The sequence below is a fragment of the Kribbella sp. NPDC051770 genome (assembly GCF_040681455.1).
In the GTDB taxonomy this organism is placed as follows: Bacteria; Actinomycetota; Actinomycetes; order Propionibacteriales; family Kribbellaceae; genus Kribbella.
The window spans coordinates 667,476-682,385 of sequence record NZ_JBFAYT010000002.1; the positions used below are offsets into that span (position 1 = coordinate 667,476).

The window sequence follows — 14,910 nt, forward strand, 5'->3', positions numbered from 1 at the left end:
GCTACTCCTTCTCCAGTTGGGCGACGAGCGCGTCGAGCCGGTCCATGGAGGCGCGGATCCCGGTCTCCATGCCGCCCTCGACGTACACGTCGCGGTCCTCGACGGTCGGGAACACCGTGCTCTGCCGCAGGGTGGTCACGCCGCCGGTCTCGTCGAAGGTGATCGTGTTCAGGTACACGACCCCCGGGTACTGCTCGAACTCGTAGGTCTGCACGATCCGCTCCGGGCTCGGCGTCCCGTGGTACAGGCCGTGGAACACGAAGCCGCGGCCGTCGTTGTCGTAGTGCGTCCAGCGCCACCGGCCACCGTGCCGGGGGTCGAGCTGGTTGACCGTGAGCGTGAGGCCGGCCGGGCCCAGCCAGCGGGCCACCAGGTCAGGCTCGGTGTAGGCGCGGAACAGCAGGTGCCGCGGGGCATCGAAGCGCCGGGTGATCAGCACCAGCGGAACGCCCGGGTCGGCGACGATCTCCATCAGGGCTGCTCCTTCAGCTCGTCGAGCAGGTCGTCGAGACGGCCGAAGCTCTCACCCCAGTAGGCGCGGTAGTCGATCAGCCACTCGGTCGCGGCCCGCAGCGGCGCTGCTTCGAGGCGGCTCAGGCGGGCGGTACCGCGGCGGCTGCGGGTGATCAGGCCGGCTTGTTCGAGCACCTTCAGGTGCTTGGACACCGCCGGCTGCGAGACCGCGAACGGCTCGGCCAGCTCGGCCACGGTGGCCTCGCCCCGGCGCAGTGCGACCAGGATCTCGCGCCGGGTCGGGTCGGCGAGGGCACCGAAGACTCCGCTCAGCTGATCCATTGATAACCATCTGGTTTCAGAACCATGTGGTTAACAATGAAGGTGTACCGCGGCCGCTGTCAACCGCCGGCGTCTCAGCGGTGCGTGCGGGGAGTGTCCTGCGGGTCCTCGGGGTCTTCCCAGTTGTCCGGGTCGCACCACTCGGCGGGCCAGTTGCGCTGACGGCAGTACTCCGCGAGCAGTTCTTCGCGGGTCATCGTGCGGGTCGGGGTGGTGCGCGGCGGGCGCGGCGTCCGGGTGACGGTCTTCGTCGGCTGCGGGTCCTGCTCCTCGGTGCGCTCCGGCGCTCGCGTCGTGCGCGACTTGGTCGGCGCGGTGGTCGGCTTGACCGTCGGCTTCGTCGGCACCGGGGTACTCGGGCGGACGGTCGGCGGCGGCGGAGCGGACGGGGTCGGCGTCTGCGACGGCGTCGGACTGCGGTCGTCGAGCAACGGCGCGGCCTGCGACTGCGGCGGCTCCCCATCGAGCGTCGACAACCCCCACAACGCGAGCACCAGGACCGCGGCGACTCCACCCGCACCGATCATCACCAGGCGCCGCGGCGGCCCGCCGTACCGGCCGACCGGGCCGCGGACCGCGTTGCCCTTGCCGTCGACCCAGAAGTCCCAGTCCTCCGGCGCGGGCGGCCAGGAGGGGTCGGGCCGCCACGTCTTCGGCGGCACCCAGCTCCGGCGCGGCGGCGTGGGCCAGTTCGGCGGTACGACGAACCGCTTCACCACGACCTCCACCTCGCCGACGAAAAACCCGACCCAGGCTAATGGATCCGCCGACCCCCAGACACCCCACCCAGGTCAGCTTTCCGTTAGGACTGCACTCACCCAACGACCCAGGCCCCCGGAAAGCTACTTGCCGATCAGCTTGGCGGCGGAGTCGAGCATGTCCGTGGCATAGCGCTCGCTGAATCCAGCAGCGAAACCGGTGACGGCGAACACCGCCACCGAGGCCGGCGTACCGACCGCGGAACCGCCAGCGAGGATCCCCGCGAGCAGCGTGAAGTACGCGAGCGACCCGAAGATCGCGCCGACGCCCGGACGGAAAGCGCCGAGCAAGGTGCGGTGCCACCGCGATGCGCTGTGGTCGATGACCAGCGACCCCTTCGACATCCGCTGGATGACCGAGATCGTCGCCCCCAACGCCGACATCGCAACGGCAGCGACCAGCGCCGACGGGACCAGCGCGTCCTTCCACCAGGCGCTCGCGGCCAGGCCGAGGAAGATCACCAGCAGGAACGTCGGCACGATTCCGGCCAGCACGCCCTGGAAGTACTCGAGCCGCGCCTGCCGCTGCAGCAGGACCTCGACGCGCGCCTTCACGACCTTGACCTCGTTCTTCGCCGCCGCGACCGCGGCGGCGATGTCGTCCACCGGTGCATCGCTCGCGACCAGGTCCGCAGCGACCATCACCCGCGTCAGCCCGGAGTACGCGTGATCGGTCGCCTCCTCCAGCTGCTGCACGACGTGCTTGCCGCGCAGCCCGTAGCCGGCTTCCTTGGCCATCACCTTGCAGTCGATCTCGGCGTCGACGAGCTCGGGCGGCGGCGAGTTGAGGATCGAGTAGACCGTCCGGTCCTTGGCCAGCAGGCAGCCACCGACGACGGTGCTGCAGTAGTACTCCTTCTCGATCCCGCCGTGCAGCTCGGAGAACTTCTCCGCGACCGCGGGGATCAGCCAGAAGCCCGCCGTACTGGCGGCTTGATCGGTCGAGGCCGCTAGCTGATGAGCTTGCACGAGATGCCGGAAGGTGGCCGGTCCGTGCGTCGCCGCCTGGTAGAGATCCGGGTACTGCGCGGCAGCATCCTCACCCGATGTCATGCGCAGAGCGTACGGCGCGAATCATCCGCGCGGTGGCCCGCTGGTGTCACGGACCTGAAGGCTCATCGGCAAGTACGTCGGTTCGGCGTCGTCGCCGTTCACCAGCAGCTGTTCGAGCAGCTCACCGGCCCGGCGACCGAGCTCGTCGCGCGGCATCGAGACCGTGGTCAGGTTGGAGTGCGCGACGCGTTCGAGCGAGATGTCGTCGAACCCCACCACCGAGTACGCCGAAGGCACCGCGACCCCCAGCTCACGCATCCGCGCCAGCGCGCCGAGCGCCACCAAGTCGTTGTAGCCAAGGATCGCCGTCACCTCCGCGGCCGCCAGCACCGCCGCGACAGCGTCGTACCCGGCCTCGCTCGTCGCGCCGCACTCGACGACCTCGACCTCCAGCCCGAAGGCCCGCGCCGACTCGAACGCCCGCAGCCGTTCCGCGTTGGCCCACGAGGCCGACGGCCCACTCAGGTACGCCGCCCGCCGGTGCCCGAGCTGCGCCAGGTGTCCGCACACCGCGGTCATCCCGCCGTGGAAGTCGACCGAGATCGACGGCACCGGCAACCCCGGCACGATCCGGTTGAACAGCACCAGTGGATGCTTGCGCGCGACCAGCTCGGCCAGCTCCGCGCGCGGCATCCGCGGCGAGCACAGCAGTACGCCGTCGCAGCAGCGCATCAAGTCCTCGACCAGGTCGTGCTCGACCGCCGGGTCCTCGTCGGACTCCATCACCATCATCCGCCGGCCGTGCGACCGCGCGACGGCCGAGACCGCCTTCAGCACATCGGGGAAGTACGGGTTCGCCAAGTCCGGGACCAGGACGCCGATCGTTCCCCACTCACCGCGGGCCAGGCCTTGCGCGGCCGCGTTCGGCCGGTACCCGAGGGTCGCGACCGCCGCGTGCACCCGGTCGACGAGCGACGAGTCCACCCGCGCGGTCCCGTTCAGCACCCGGGACACGGTGGCGGCGGAGACGCCGGCCGCCGTACTGACGTCGCTGATCGTGACGCGCGGCGGCCGGCCGGGACGCAGCGGCACGGCGGACCTCCCTGATCAGAAAGCGCTTGCAGGCGGAGTCACAGATTAACCGCCGAGGCCGCTCAGCGGAACGTGTCGGGGAGATCTGAAATCGCTTTCAGACCAGGCCTTGCCAGCATCCCGACCGGCGGCTACCGTCAATCGGCAAGCGCTTACCGAAGCACGTGAAGGGTGATTCCATGCAGCTGGACCGTCTCTCGTCCTTCCCGGTGACGGCGTTCGACGCCGCCGGCGAGCTGGCCCTCGGGCCGTACCGCGAGCACCTGCGGCAGCAGATCGACGCCGGCCCGGCCGCGATCTTCGCCTGCTGCGGGACCGGCGAGTTCTTCTCGCTCACCCTCGACGAGTACGCCGCCGCGGTCCGCGCCGCCGTGGAGGAGACCGCCGGCGCGCTCCCCGTCTTCGCAGGCACCGGCTACGGCACCGCCCTGGCCAAGCAGTACGCCGCCGCCGCGCAGGAGGCCGGCGCCGACGGGCTGCTCGTGCTCCCGCCGTACCTGATCAAGCCGTCGCAGCAGGGACTGCTCGACCACTTCCGCGCGCTCGCCGCGTCGACCAGCCTGCCGCTGATCGCGTACCAGCGCGACAACGCCGTCTTCACGCCGGACTCGGTGGCCGAGCTGGCCCGGATCCCCAGCGTGCAAGGCTTCAAGGACGGCATCGGCGACCTCGATCTGCTGCAGCGGATGATGGCCGTCGCCCCTGACCTGACCTACTTCAACGGGCTCCCGACCGCCGAGGTGACCGCCCGCTCGTACGCCGCGATCGGCGTCAAGGCCTACTCCTCGGCCGTGCACTGCTTCGCGCCCGAGATCGCGCACGCCTACGAGGCCGGGCTCGACGAGCTGCTGCCGGAGTTCTACCTGCCGCTGGTCAAGCTGCGCGACAAGGGCGCCGGGTACGCCGTCTCGCTGGTCAAGGCCGCCGTACGCCGTCGTGGTGTCGACGTCGGCCCGGTGCGGTCGCCGCTGACCGACCCGCTGCCCGAGCACCTGGACGAGCTCGACCAGATCATCGAGCAGGGCCTGACCGTGGTCCGGAAGGCGAACGCATGAAGATCACCGACGTCAACATCACCCCGATCGCGATGAAGGACCCGCCGCTGCGCAACATCCACGGCGTGCACCAGCCGTACGCGCTGCGCTCGATCCTGCAGGTGCACACCGACGAGGGCCTGACCGGGCTCGGTGAGACGTACGGCGACCTCGCGATCCTGACCGCGCTGCGCAAGGTCGCGCCGCGGCTGGCCGGTCTCGACGTGCTCGACCTGAACGGGCTGGAGCGGATCATCCGCGAGACGCTCGGCGCGAGCGCCGGGCTGGCCACCCACGGGCTGGTCGGCGAGGCGAGCGACGAGAAGACCGTGATGACGGTGCTCTCGGCGTTCGAGGTTCCGTGCTGGGACCTGCAGGGCAAGGCGCTCGGGCGGCCGGTCGTCGACCTGCTCGGCGGCAAGGTGCGCGACGCCGTACCGTACAGCGGTTACCTGTTCTTCAAGCCCGCGGCGCACACGCCGTTGCCGGACTACCCGACCGACGCGTGGGGCGAGGCGATGGACGCCGAGGGCGTCGTCGCGCAGGCCCGGAAGATGGTCGACGGCTGGGGCTTCAAGTCGCTCAAGCTGAAGGGCGGCGTGCTGCCGCCGCAGGACGAGGCCGACGTGATCCTCGCGCTGCGCGACGAGTTCCCGAATCACCCGTTGCGGCTCGACCCGAACGCGGGCTGGACGGTCGAGAGCAGCATCGCCGTCGGGAAGAAGCTGGACGGCGTCCTGGAGTACCTGGAGGACCCGGCCGGCGGGATCGACGGGATGGCCGCGGTGGCCCGTGAGGTTTCGATGCCGCTGGCAACCAACATGTGCGTGACCGAGTTCGCGCACGTGAAGCCGGCGGTGCTCGTCGACGCCGTCCAGGTGATCCTGTCCGACCACCACTTCTGGGGCGGGCTGCGCCGGTCGCGCGAGCTGGCCGGGATCTGCCGGACCTTCGGGATCGGGCTGTCGATGCACTCCAACTCGCACCTCGGGATCAGCCTGGCCGCGATGACCCACCTGGCCGGGGCGACGCCGGAGCTGACGTACGACTGCGACACGCACTACCCGTACCTGGTCGAGGATGTGGTCGTCGAGGGTGTGCTGGGCTTTGCGGACGGCGCTGTGAAGGTGCCGGACGGCCCGGGGCTCGGCGTCGAGCTCGATCTGGACGCGCTGGCGCGGCTGGCCGAGCAGTACGAGAAGTGCGGTTTCGACACCCGCGACGACATCACGCCGATGTACGCCGTCCAGCCGGACTGGGACCCGGTGATCCCGCGGTGGTGAGGCACGGCGCCTTCGCCTACACGTGGGACCTCGTCGGCGATCCGTCGGCGGGTGACCGGATCGCGTCTTTGGGCGTCGACACGGTGACCTTGCAGGCGGCGTACCACTCCGTACGGGCGACGACCGCGTGGCACCCGAGGCACCGAGTCGTGCATGCGGAGCATGCGGCGGCGTATTTCCGGGTGCGGCCCGACCGGTGGACCGGAAGGCTTCGTCCGCCGGTGCCGACCTGGGCGGTCGAGGACCCGGACCGCTTCGGTACGGCGTCGGCTGCGCTGAGCGCGGCCGGACTGCGGACCGAGGCGTGGATGGTGCTCACGCACTCGTCGATCCTCGGGCGGTCGGTGCCGGAGCTCACCGTGCAGAACGCCTACGGGGAACGGTTCAAGCATGCGTTGTGCCCGGCTCAGGCCGAGGTGCGTGAGTACGCGCTGACGCTGGTGCGGGAGGTCTGCGAGCAGTACGACGTACCGGCGTTGATGCTGGAGGCCTGCGGGTGGCTCGGGTTCGAGCATCTCGGGGCGCACGAGAAGACCAGCGGGGCGGATCTGTCGCAGTGTGCGCGGGACCTGCTGTCGATCTGCGTCTGTGCGGCCTGCTCGCCCGACGAGGAGCTTGGCGCGCGCATCCGGACGCTGCTGGACCGTGAGCTGCAGGACGGTGTTCCCGCCGGCGACAACCTGGTCGACGCGCTCGGTCCCGACCTGGCCGGCGCGCTGTTCGCGCACCGGACGCGGGTGATCGGCGACCTCCTGCGTGACATCACCGCGCTGACCGGTGATCGGCAGATCTTGCTGATGGCAACCGACGACCTGCAGGTCACCGGGCCCGATGTCGGGGTCGACGTGACCTCGATGTCGCCGACCACGTACACGCTGAAGTGCTGGGACGGGTCGGACACCCCCGTGAAGGCCGCGGCGGCTCGGACCGACGTTCCGCTCGTTGCCAACGTCAACGCTGTCGGCGAGCGACCTGACGAACTGCCGTCGCTGGTCGGGCGGCTCGTGGCGGCGGGTGCGTCCGAGATTCGTTACTACCACGCCGGGCTGGCCTCCCCGGCCCGCCAGGCGGCGATCCGGGCCGCCGTACAGGAGGTGCAGTGATGCTCAACGGCCTCTACGTGATGGATCTGGCTCGTTTCCCGGACGTGTACGGCGAGGACGAGCGGGCGGCGATCGAGAAGCACCTTTTGGTGACGGCGCCGCCGCTGACGCCGGCCGATCTCACGCCTGGGCTGCTCGCGGATGTCGACGTCCTCGTCACCTCGTGGGGTGGTCCGCAGCTCACCCCCGAGCTGCTCGCCGCGGCGCCTCGGCTGAAGCTCGTGCTGTACGGCGCGGGGTCGGTCCGCTCGATCGTCACACCGGATTCGTGGGCGCGCGGCGTGCGGGTCACGACCGCCAACGCGGTGATCGCGGAGTCGGTCGCCGAGTTCACGCTGGCCCAGGTGCTGTACGCGCTCAAGCACGGCTGGCGCTACGTCCTCGGCGCGCGCACCCGCGGCGAGTCGTTGCCTCGGGCTACCAATGAGCTGGGCGCGAACGGTTCGGTCGTCGGCCTGCTCTCACTCGGCGCCACCGGCCGCGCGACCGCGCGCCTGCTCTCCCGGCACGACCTGGTCCTCCAGACCTACGACCCGTACGTCGACCCGGCGGTCGCCGCAGCACTCGGTGTCCGGCTCGTGTCGTTGGACGAACTCTTCGCGACCTCGGACGTGGTCAGCCTGCACGCCCCCGTCCTGGACGCGACCCGCAAACTCGTCAGCACCGATCTGCTGCGCTCGATGAAACCCGACGCCACGCTGATCAACACGGCCCGCGGCGCCCTGATCGACGAGGACGCGCTGATCGCCGTACTCACCGAGCGCCCGGACCTGTTCGCCGTCCTCGACGTCACCGACCCCGAGCCTCCACTGCCCGGCTCGCCGCTCTTCGCCCTCCCGAACATCGTCGTCACCCCGCACCTGGCCGGCACCCTCAACACCGAACGCCGCCGCCACGGGCGTCTGATGGCGGAGGAGCTGGCCCGGTACGTCGCCGGAGAACCGCTGCAGCATGAGGTCTTCGAGGCCGGCCAAGCGAGGTCCGCATGAACACAACTCTTGTTCTTCTCCCTCCCCAAAGGGAAAGTGCCGCAGGTTGGGCCGAGCAACTGATGTCGGACGTCCCCGAACTCACCGTCCTCGCCCCCGAACCGTCCGAAGTAGTGGACGCTCTGCGCGCCGCCGACGCCGCCTACGGCGTCCTCCCCGCCGAGCTCCTCGCGGCGACCACCCGCCTCCGCTGGCTCCAAGCGCAACAAGCCGGCCCGCCACCCGGCTTCTACTACCCCGAGCTCGTCGCCCACCCGCTCGTCGTCACCAACATGCGCGCGACGTACACCGACCACGTCGCCGAACACACCCTCGCCCTCATCCTCTCCCTCACCCGCGGCCTGCCCCGCTACGTCCACGACCAGGCGCGCGCTCAGTGGAACCCCGACTGGGACCCGCGCTCGGTCACCCCGTTGTCCGAGGCAACCGCCCTGGTCATCGGCGTCGGCGCGGTCGGCGCCGAGATCGGCCGCCTGCTCGCCGCCTTCGGCACCCGCGTCCTCGGCGCTGATCCCCGGCGTACCGAAGCTCCCGGCTTCACCGACATCACCCCCGAGCCCGAACAGCATCTCCCCACCGCCGACCTGGTGATCCTCACCGTCCCGCACACCCCCGCGACCGAGGGCATGGTCGACGCCCGTTTCCTCGAGCAGTGCAAGCGATCGGCGTACTTCGTCAACGTCGGCCGCGGCCCCACCGTCCATCTCGACGACCTCGACGCCGCCCTCGAAGCCGGGGAACTGCGCGGCGCCGCGCTCGACGTGTACGAGATCGAACCGCTCCCCACCCACCACCCGCTCTGGCACCGCCCGCGCGTCCTGCTCACCCCGCACGTCGCCGGGGCCGGGCCGCACGAGGCCGAGCGGCGGTACGCCGTACTGGTGGAGAACTGCCGGCGCTTCGTCGCCGGCGAGGACCTGATCAACGTCGTCGACAAGACCCAGTGGTTCTGACCCGGAGGTTCTGCAAGGCCTCATAAGTCCGCCCCGATGAAGGAGTCCGACCATGCGTGGTACCCGCCCCCTCGCCCTTCTGGCCGCGCTCGCCGCGAGCACCGCCGCCCTGACCAGCGCCGGCCCGGCGACCGCCGCTCCCGCCTGCACCTACCCCGCCGAGGTGCTGAACCTGAGCCGCTGGAAGCTGCAGCTCCCGCTGGACGACCCGAACCAGTCCGGCACCCAGGTCCTGCAGATCACCCGGCCGCGGCTGAACACGTACGTCGTCAACCCGTGGTTCAAGCCGAACGCGTCGTGCAGCGGCGTGCAGTTCCGCAATGCCGTCAACGGTGTCACCACGCCGAACACCAGCTACGCGCGCTCGGAGCTGCGCGAGATGGAGAGCAACGGCACCAGCGAGATCAAGTGGTCGTCGAACTCCGGCACCCACACGATGGTGATCGACCAGTCGATCGACCACCTCCCGAACACCAAGCGCCAGCTGATCGCCGGCCAGATCCACGACGGCAACGACCGCTCGACGTTCCGCATCGACGGCTCCAGCCTCTACATCACCCGCGACAACGACACGAAGTACAAACTGGTCACCAGCAACTACGTCCTCGGCACCCGCTTCCAGGCCAAGTTCGTGGTCAGCAACGGCTCCATCAAGGCGTACTACAACGGCGTACTCCAGACCACCATCCCGGTCAGCTTCACCACCGGCTACTTCAAGGCCGGCGTCTACACCCAGGCGAACTGCACGAACTCGTCCCCCTGCGACTCCAGCAACTACGGCCAAACCACCCTGTACGGCGTGACCGTCACCCACAGCTGACAGAGCACGGGACCGCGAGCACCCTGTCCTAGGTACTCGCGGTCCCGTGGATCTGTGAGTCAGCGCTTGCGGTGCTTCGGATCCGCATCCGCGTCGACGACCTCGACCTGCTCCTTGCGGACCTTCTCGCTGATCTGCTGCTCCTCGCGGACCGTCTCGGTGTCCAGCCCGACGCGTTCGACGGCGACGGTCTCCTTCGCGACCACCGGGCGCTCCTCGTGCAGCGTCACCTCGACGTCCTGCTCGCCGATCTTCCCGCCGGTGCGACCGTCCTCGATCGGCTCGCGGACGACGTGCACCTCCTCGTGGCTGACCGGGACGGTGACCTGCTGCTCCTCGGTGACGACCCGCTTGTGCAGCCGGACCTTGCCCGTCTCGACGGTCTCGGTCCCCGCGTGCAACCGCTCCTCGGAGCGGATCATCTCCTCGCGGCCCTTCATGTCCTTGTTCTTCCCGGACATGCCCTTCTTCTGGTCGCCGCGCAGGTCCTGCCCGCCCGGCTGGTCCTGCCCCGGCTGCATCGCCCCGCCCATCTGCAGGTTGTAGTGCCGGTACAGCTCAGCGGCCTCGGCCTCCGAGAGATGGCCCTGGTCGTCGATCCGCGGCGCGTCCTTGATCAGGTCCTTGCGCTGCCCCACGTGCAGCCCGTCCTGCTCCGCGTGCGCACCGGCCAGCGGGACGAACGACTCCTTGCTGCCGAACAGGCCGGTCTTCACCGTCACCCACTCCGGCTCCCCGGACCGGTCGGAGGCGTACAGGTTCGCGGCCGTGCCGACCTTCTGGCCCTCCACGTCGTACACGTCCTGCCCCATGGTGCGTTCCAGCTCCTGCGCGGTGCTCATCGCGGTCATCCCCGTTCTGCTTGTCGAAGGCAACATCCCTACGATCGCCGGGTACCCGGCGTCACCGCCGGTAAACAGCCCGTTGCCATCGGCAATTCAGACCACGTGCTCGAGAATCGCCTGCAGATCCACGCCCAGCGGCCGGTCCACGTCGATCGGCGGCACCACCGCGCCCACCGCCGCGTGCAACTCCCGCAGCCCTTCGGGGATTTCCCGCTCGGACAGCGCGAACGCCTGGTGCACCGTCAGCAACTCACCCGCAACAACTTCGCGCGCCAACCGTACGGCGGTCGCAAGGTTCCCGGCCGCCTCCCACGAGAAGCTCTGCACGTCCTCCTGCCCGTTCGACGTCTCCATCGCCCCGATTGCCGCGGGCAACGAGAGCCGCCGCAACGCGTGCGTCGTCGCCACGGCCCGCTTGTGTACAGTCACCAGCCCCGCCTGAGGCCCCGGCACCCGCGCCAACTGCGCCGGCAACCCAGTCACCGACGGATCCAGCAACCGATGAATCCGAGCCGTCGAAACCTCCGCCGCATGCGTCAACGCCGCCACCACGTGATCGCAGTGCGCCGCCAGATCAATCCCGTGAAACCCAGCCGTCCCCAAGAACTCCCCGCCGAGGTACGCCGGAGAGTCGGTCACCCCGCCCAACCCACGCTCCACGGCCTCCCCCAGCCGCTCCACAGTCCGCCTGACATGCGAGACCACCTGTCCCGCCACCCGAAACGAAACCGGCGCCTGCAGCGCGCCCGGCGAGGTCTCCTCCCCCGCCAACCGAAGAATCCGAGCCTGCTCCGCGGCCAGCAGCTCATCCCCCCGCCCCACCCGCGGGTCGTACGGATCCCGATTGGCCCCAACCACAGCCACCGCCCCCGCAGCCACCTCCCCCATCCGCCCCACCAGCCGCTCCAGTACCCCCACTTGCAACCAGGCCCGTCCGGTCGCTCCGGGAATGCCTGCCAGCAAGGCGATCCCCTCTTTGGGCCCCAACTCAAACCCCGCCCCGCCTGCGGCGGGGATGCCGGCTTCAGCGCTGTGGACGTTGCCTTCGGCATCTACTAGCTGCCCGATGCCCACCAGCGGACCGAACGCATGTGCCAGCGGGATGATCTCTCCCGCCGACCCCGCCCCCTCGGCCGGGATCGCGGGAGCGTACCCGCTGTTCAGCAACGCGACGAGCTGCTGGCACAGCTCAGGCGAAACACCCGCGTCACCGGTGAGGAACGTCCGCAGACGCGCGAGCACCACCGCGCGGGCTTCGGCGTATGGGAGCCAGGGTGGGCCGCCGACGGCTCGGCCCAAGAGCAAGTTGCGTTGGTGGACGCGTTGCTCGGACTCGTCCAGGCGGCGTTTGCTCATGGCGCCCATGCCGGTGTTGACGCCGTAGACCGGCTCACCTGAGGACAACGCCTGGAGAAGTGCCGAACGGTTGGCGCGCAACGACTCGAGCAGAGCAGGCGACAACTCCACAGGCGCAGCGTCGAGAGTCAGATCCTCCGCGCGCTCGATCAGCATCAGTGGAACCTGAGCATCGTGCCGACCTCGGACTCCTCGGCACGGCGCAGGATCAGGTGTGCGATCGCCACGTCGAGCAGGGACAGCCCGCGGTGCCACAGAAGCGTGCGCTCGGCGTCGGTCTCACGCCCAGGCTTGGCGCCGGCGACGATCTGACCCAGCTCAGCATGCAGCGTCTCCGGTGACAACCGACCGGTGTCCACATGCCGCCGCAGTGACCCGAACCGCCCGGACTGCGCCTCGCGCCAGTCGTCGACGACCACCTTGTCGATCACGTCCAGCAGGTCCAGCTCAACAGCGCTCACCGTCCCGTACGGTACGACGAACGCCCCCGGCTTCACCGCCGCCGTCCTCAGCAGCACCTCCGGCTCGTTCAGCCGCGTCGCCTCGACGATCACGTCAGCACCGTCGAACGCCTCCTCCGCCGACACGACCACCCGTACCGGCGTCGACAGCTCCGCCGACAGCTCCTCCGCGAACTTCTCCCGCGACTCCGGCCGCCGTGACGTCACCCGGATCTCGTCCAGGTCGAACAAGTCGTCCAGCATCGTCACGTTCCACCACGCCGTACCGCGGGACCCCGCGTGCCCGAGGATCTTGCTGTCCCGCCGCGCGAGATGCCGCGCCCCGACAGTCGTCATCGCGCCCGTCCGGGCGGCGGTGATCATCGTCGCGTCGAGGATCGCCATCGGCACCCCGGTCGTCGGGTCGAACAGCGTCGCCACCGCCAGCTCGCTCGGCAGCCCGACCTGGTAGTTCGGCACGAAGTCACCGACCACCTTGACCCCGCTGACTCCGTGCGCGCCGAGCCGGTTCAGGTGCCCGCGCAGCACGTTGAAGTGCCCGATGCCGCCGTTGTCGGGGACCAGGTGCACCCGCGGTTCGAAGCTGGTCTGCCCCTCGCCGTGGTCGCGGACCGCCTCCTCGACGGCGTCCACGATCTCGGTCCGGGTCAGGCCGAGCGACTCGATCTCGGGCCCGGACAAGAAGCGCAACCAGATTCCCTCAGCCATGCGGATCGTTCCTCTCCCAGTGCGACTTTGGTCTCGACCAGGTTCGCAGGCACCGACTTCGGTATCGCGAACCGTCTCAACGGCTGACCGCGGGCGTGGCGCGCTGTTACCGTCGGTGACCTGCGACGAGAAGGAGTACGACGATGCCGACGAACACCAGGACGGTGGTCGGGCACTCCGCGGCCGACAAGGCCCTGCTGTACGGCGGACTGCCGCTGCTCGGCGGCGCGCTCGGCTACTTCCTGCCCCAGATCGCCGACTGGGCCGCCGGCCTGCGCTGGGTCCCGTGGAAGGGCCTGTTCGAGCTGGTCGCCGGCTGGGACGCCTGGTGGGCGCAGCTGATCATGGTCGCGGTCGGCCTGGTCGGCGGGTTCTTCCTCGGCGCGATCGCGATGGACGACTCGCTGCGGATCACGGTCACCAACAGTGACGTCGAGCTGCTGAGGAACGAGAAGACCACGCTGATCCCGCGGGAGCGGATCGCCGCTGTCTTCCTGGACGGCAAGGAGCTCGTGATCCAGGACCGCGAGTCCGCTGAGCTGGCCCGGGAGAAGCACGACCAGCTGAAGGGTGACACGAAGAAGATCGGCGCCGCGTTCCGCGCCCACGGCTACCCGTGGTCCGACGGCGGCGACCCGTACGGCGAACGCTTCCGCCGCTGGGTCGAGGACGACCCGGAGCTGCCGCCGGCGGTGAACGCGGTGCTGCGCGCCCGCGCCAAGGCCTTCAAGTCCGACTCCGGCGCGGCCGATCTGCGGGAGCTCCGCTCGGAGGTCGCCAAGCTCGGGTACGTCGTCCGCGACCAGGACAAGAAGCAGTACTGGCGCCCGACGTCCCGCTGAGCCGGGGCAGGCTGGGCCGGGGCAGGCTGAGACTCAGCTCTCGAGCAGCTCCAGCAGCGCGTCGGCGTACGCCTGCTCGGCATCGGGTCCGCTCGTCGACCCTGCGGTCGTGTGGACGGTGTAGCCGTCCGACGTCGCCTCCAGGCTGACGAACTGCGCCCCGAGCAGCGTCCGCAGCTGCTCCTCGCGCGGCAGCCAGATCACCTCGCGCTGCTCGATGCTGTCCAGCGCCCACTCGGTGGTCCCGTTGAAGCCGATCACCTTGCCGCCGGGGTAGTCGTGCACCTCGACGGTCATGTCGCTGACCACGAACACGTCGTCGTCCATCTCCCGGTCCGGGACCACGAACCGGTCCCCCGCGCCGGGCACCCAGAGCGCGCCGGCCTTCCGCAACCGTCTTGCCTGCTCGACCGTGATCACGCTTTCCATCCTCCCCACCGAGGCAAATCCCAAAGATCGGCGGGCAGCTCCCAGCAACGGTTCAGCGCGACAGCGCCCGCCGCAGCTCGGTCGCGCGCGACCGCATCCGGTCCCGGGTGCCGGTGGTGAACCGGTGCAACGGCAGATCAACGACCGCCGCCGCCTGCCCCTGGCTGACCGCGAGCAGCGCGCGCACCCGGCGTACGGCGGCGTGCCGGTCAGGTGCCGCGGCGATCACGTCGAGCACCTCGTCGCGGCGCTCGAACGCGGCCAGCACCGCGTCGTAGATCTCCAGCTGCGTGTACGCCGACCGGTCGGGCTCGGGCTGCACTGCGTGGTCCTCTCCCCGGGCGCCGCCGCGGACGACCTGCCGCCACAGCGCGGGGACGACCGGGCGGTGCTCGCGCCGGGTGGTGGGCCGGGTGCTGGTCACGGGCAGGGTCATCGGCATGTCGGGC

The 14,910-nt window shown here is 70.1% G+C and carries 17 protein-coding genes; 7 read left to right on the plus strand and 10 right to left on the minus strand.

From position 1 onward, the window contains the following. Position 1: 1 nt before the first annotated feature. From AB0M01_RS09810 to AB0M01_RS09830, 5 genes are all read right to left on the minus strand, one after another. Entirely contained in the window at positions 2-472 is a 471-nt protein-coding gene (locus AB0M01_RS09810) for an SRPBCC family protein (RefSeq protein WP_363667467.1), read from the minus strand. Continuing rightward, positions 472-795 (minus strand): metalloregulator ArsR/SmtB family transcription factor, encoded by a 324-nt coding sequence (locus AB0M01_RS09815; RefSeq protein WP_363667469.1) that lies wholly within the window; start codon positions 793-795, stop codon positions 472-474. Before AB0M01_RS09815 ends, AB0M01_RS09810 begins: the two co-directional genes overlap by 1 nt. A 74-nt stretch (positions 796-869) precedes the next feature. Continuing rightward, positions 870-1,523 (minus strand): hypothetical protein, encoded by a 654-nt coding sequence (locus AB0M01_RS09820; RefSeq protein ID WP_363667471.1) that lies wholly within the window; start codon positions 1,521-1,523, stop codon positions 870-872. Positions 1,524-1,637: 114 nt separating this feature from the next. Beyond that, the gene (locus AB0M01_RS09825; protein WP_363667473.1) at positions 1,638-2,606 is read right to left on the minus strand and encodes a hypothetical protein; all 969 of its coding nucleotides are present in this window, start codon (positions 2,604-2,606) and stop codon (positions 1,638-1,640) included. Positions 2,607-2,627: 21 nt separating this feature from the next. Further along, positions 2,628-3,638, minus strand: coding sequence for a LacI family DNA-binding transcriptional regulator (locus tag AB0M01_RS09830; RefSeq protein WP_363667475.1), 1,011 nt, complete (start codon positions 3,636-3,638; stop codon positions 2,628-2,630). A gap of 179 nt (positions 3,639-3,817) precedes the next feature. Between AB0M01_RS09830 and AB0M01_RS09835 the strand changes: the two genes are divergently transcribed. From AB0M01_RS09835 to AB0M01_RS09860, 6 genes are all read left to right on the plus strand, one after another. Continuing rightward, positions 3,818-4,693 carry a 5-dehydro-4-deoxyglucarate dehydratase gene (locus AB0M01_RS09835; protein WP_363667477.1) on the plus strand — a complete coding sequence of 292 codons (876 nt, stop codon included), beginning with the start codon at positions 3,818-3,820 and terminating at the stop codon, positions 4,691-4,693. After that, positions 4,690-5,955: a glucarate dehydratase family protein gene (locus tag AB0M01_RS09840; protein ID WP_363667479.1), complete on the plus strand. Its 1,266-nt coding sequence runs from the start codon at positions 4,690-4,692 to the stop codon at positions 5,953-5,955. Before AB0M01_RS09835 ends, AB0M01_RS09840 begins: the two co-directional genes overlap by 4 nt. Beyond that, on the plus strand, positions 5,949-7,058 hold the full coding sequence (locus AB0M01_RS09845; RefSeq protein ID WP_363667480.1) for a hypothetical protein: 1,110 nt from the start codon (positions 5,949-5,951) through the stop codon (positions 7,056-7,058). The genes AB0M01_RS09840 and AB0M01_RS09845 overlap by 7 nt, the downstream gene beginning before the upstream one ends. Continuing rightward, positions 7,058-8,047, plus strand: coding sequence for a hydroxyacid dehydrogenase (locus tag AB0M01_RS09850; protein ID WP_363667482.1), 990 nt, complete (start codon positions 7,058-7,060; stop codon positions 8,045-8,047). Before AB0M01_RS09845 ends, AB0M01_RS09850 begins: the two co-directional genes overlap by 1 nt. 62 nt (positions 8,048-8,109) lie before the next feature. Continuing rightward, positions 8,110-9,000, plus strand: coding sequence for a D-2-hydroxyacid dehydrogenase (locus tag AB0M01_RS09855; protein WP_363667484.1), 891 nt, complete (start codon positions 8,110-8,112; stop codon positions 8,998-9,000). Positions 9,001-9,052: 52 nt separating this feature from the next. Continuing rightward, positions 9,053-9,820: a polysaccharide lyase family 7 protein gene (locus AB0M01_RS09860; protein ID WP_363667486.1), complete on the plus strand. Its 768-nt coding sequence runs from the start codon at positions 9,053-9,055 to the stop codon at positions 9,818-9,820. Between the two features lie 59 nt (positions 9,821-9,879). Here AB0M01_RS09860 and AB0M01_RS09865 read toward each other — a convergent pair whose 3' ends face one another. From AB0M01_RS09865 to AB0M01_RS09875, 3 genes are all read right to left on the minus strand, one after another. After that, on the minus strand, positions 9,880-10,662 hold the full coding sequence (locus AB0M01_RS09865; protein ID WP_363667488.1) for a PRC and DUF2382 domain-containing protein: 783 nt from the start codon (positions 10,660-10,662) through the stop codon (positions 9,880-9,882). A gap of 96 nt (positions 10,663-10,758) precedes the next feature. Beyond that, positions 10,759-12,177, minus strand: a complete 1,419-nt coding sequence (locus AB0M01_RS09870; RefSeq protein ID WP_363667490.1) for an aromatic amino acid lyase — start codon at positions 12,175-12,177, stop codon at positions 10,759-10,761. Further along, positions 12,177-13,190 carry an ornithine cyclodeaminase family protein gene (locus AB0M01_RS09875; protein ID WP_363667492.1) on the minus strand — a complete coding sequence of 338 codons (1,014 nt, stop codon included), beginning with the start codon at positions 13,188-13,190 and terminating at the stop codon, positions 12,177-12,179. The genes AB0M01_RS09870 and AB0M01_RS09875 overlap by 1 nt, the downstream gene beginning before the upstream one ends. Before the next feature lie 143 nt (positions 13,191-13,333). On the opposite strand from AB0M01_RS09875, the gene AB0M01_RS09880 reads away from it, so the two are divergent. Next, the gene (locus AB0M01_RS09880) at positions 13,334-14,032 is read left to right on the plus strand and encodes a hypothetical protein (protein ID WP_363667494.1); all 699 of its coding nucleotides are present in this window, start codon (positions 13,334-13,336) and stop codon (positions 14,030-14,032) included. Positions 14,033-14,065: 33 nt separating this feature from the next. On the opposite strand, the gene AB0M01_RS09885 is transcribed toward AB0M01_RS09880, so the two are convergent. Both AB0M01_RS09885 and AB0M01_RS09890 read right to left on the minus strand, forming a co-directional pair. Next, positions 14,066-14,452, minus strand: a complete 387-nt coding sequence (locus AB0M01_RS09885; protein WP_363667496.1) for a pilus assembly protein CpaE — start codon at positions 14,450-14,452, stop codon at positions 14,066-14,068. 61 nt (positions 14,453-14,513) lie between these two features. Continuing rightward, positions 14,514-14,903 (minus strand): hypothetical protein, encoded by a 390-nt coding sequence (locus tag AB0M01_RS09890; RefSeq protein WP_363667498.1) that lies wholly within the window; start codon positions 14,901-14,903, stop codon positions 14,514-14,516. Between the last annotated feature and the right edge of the window lie 7 nt (positions 14,904-14,910).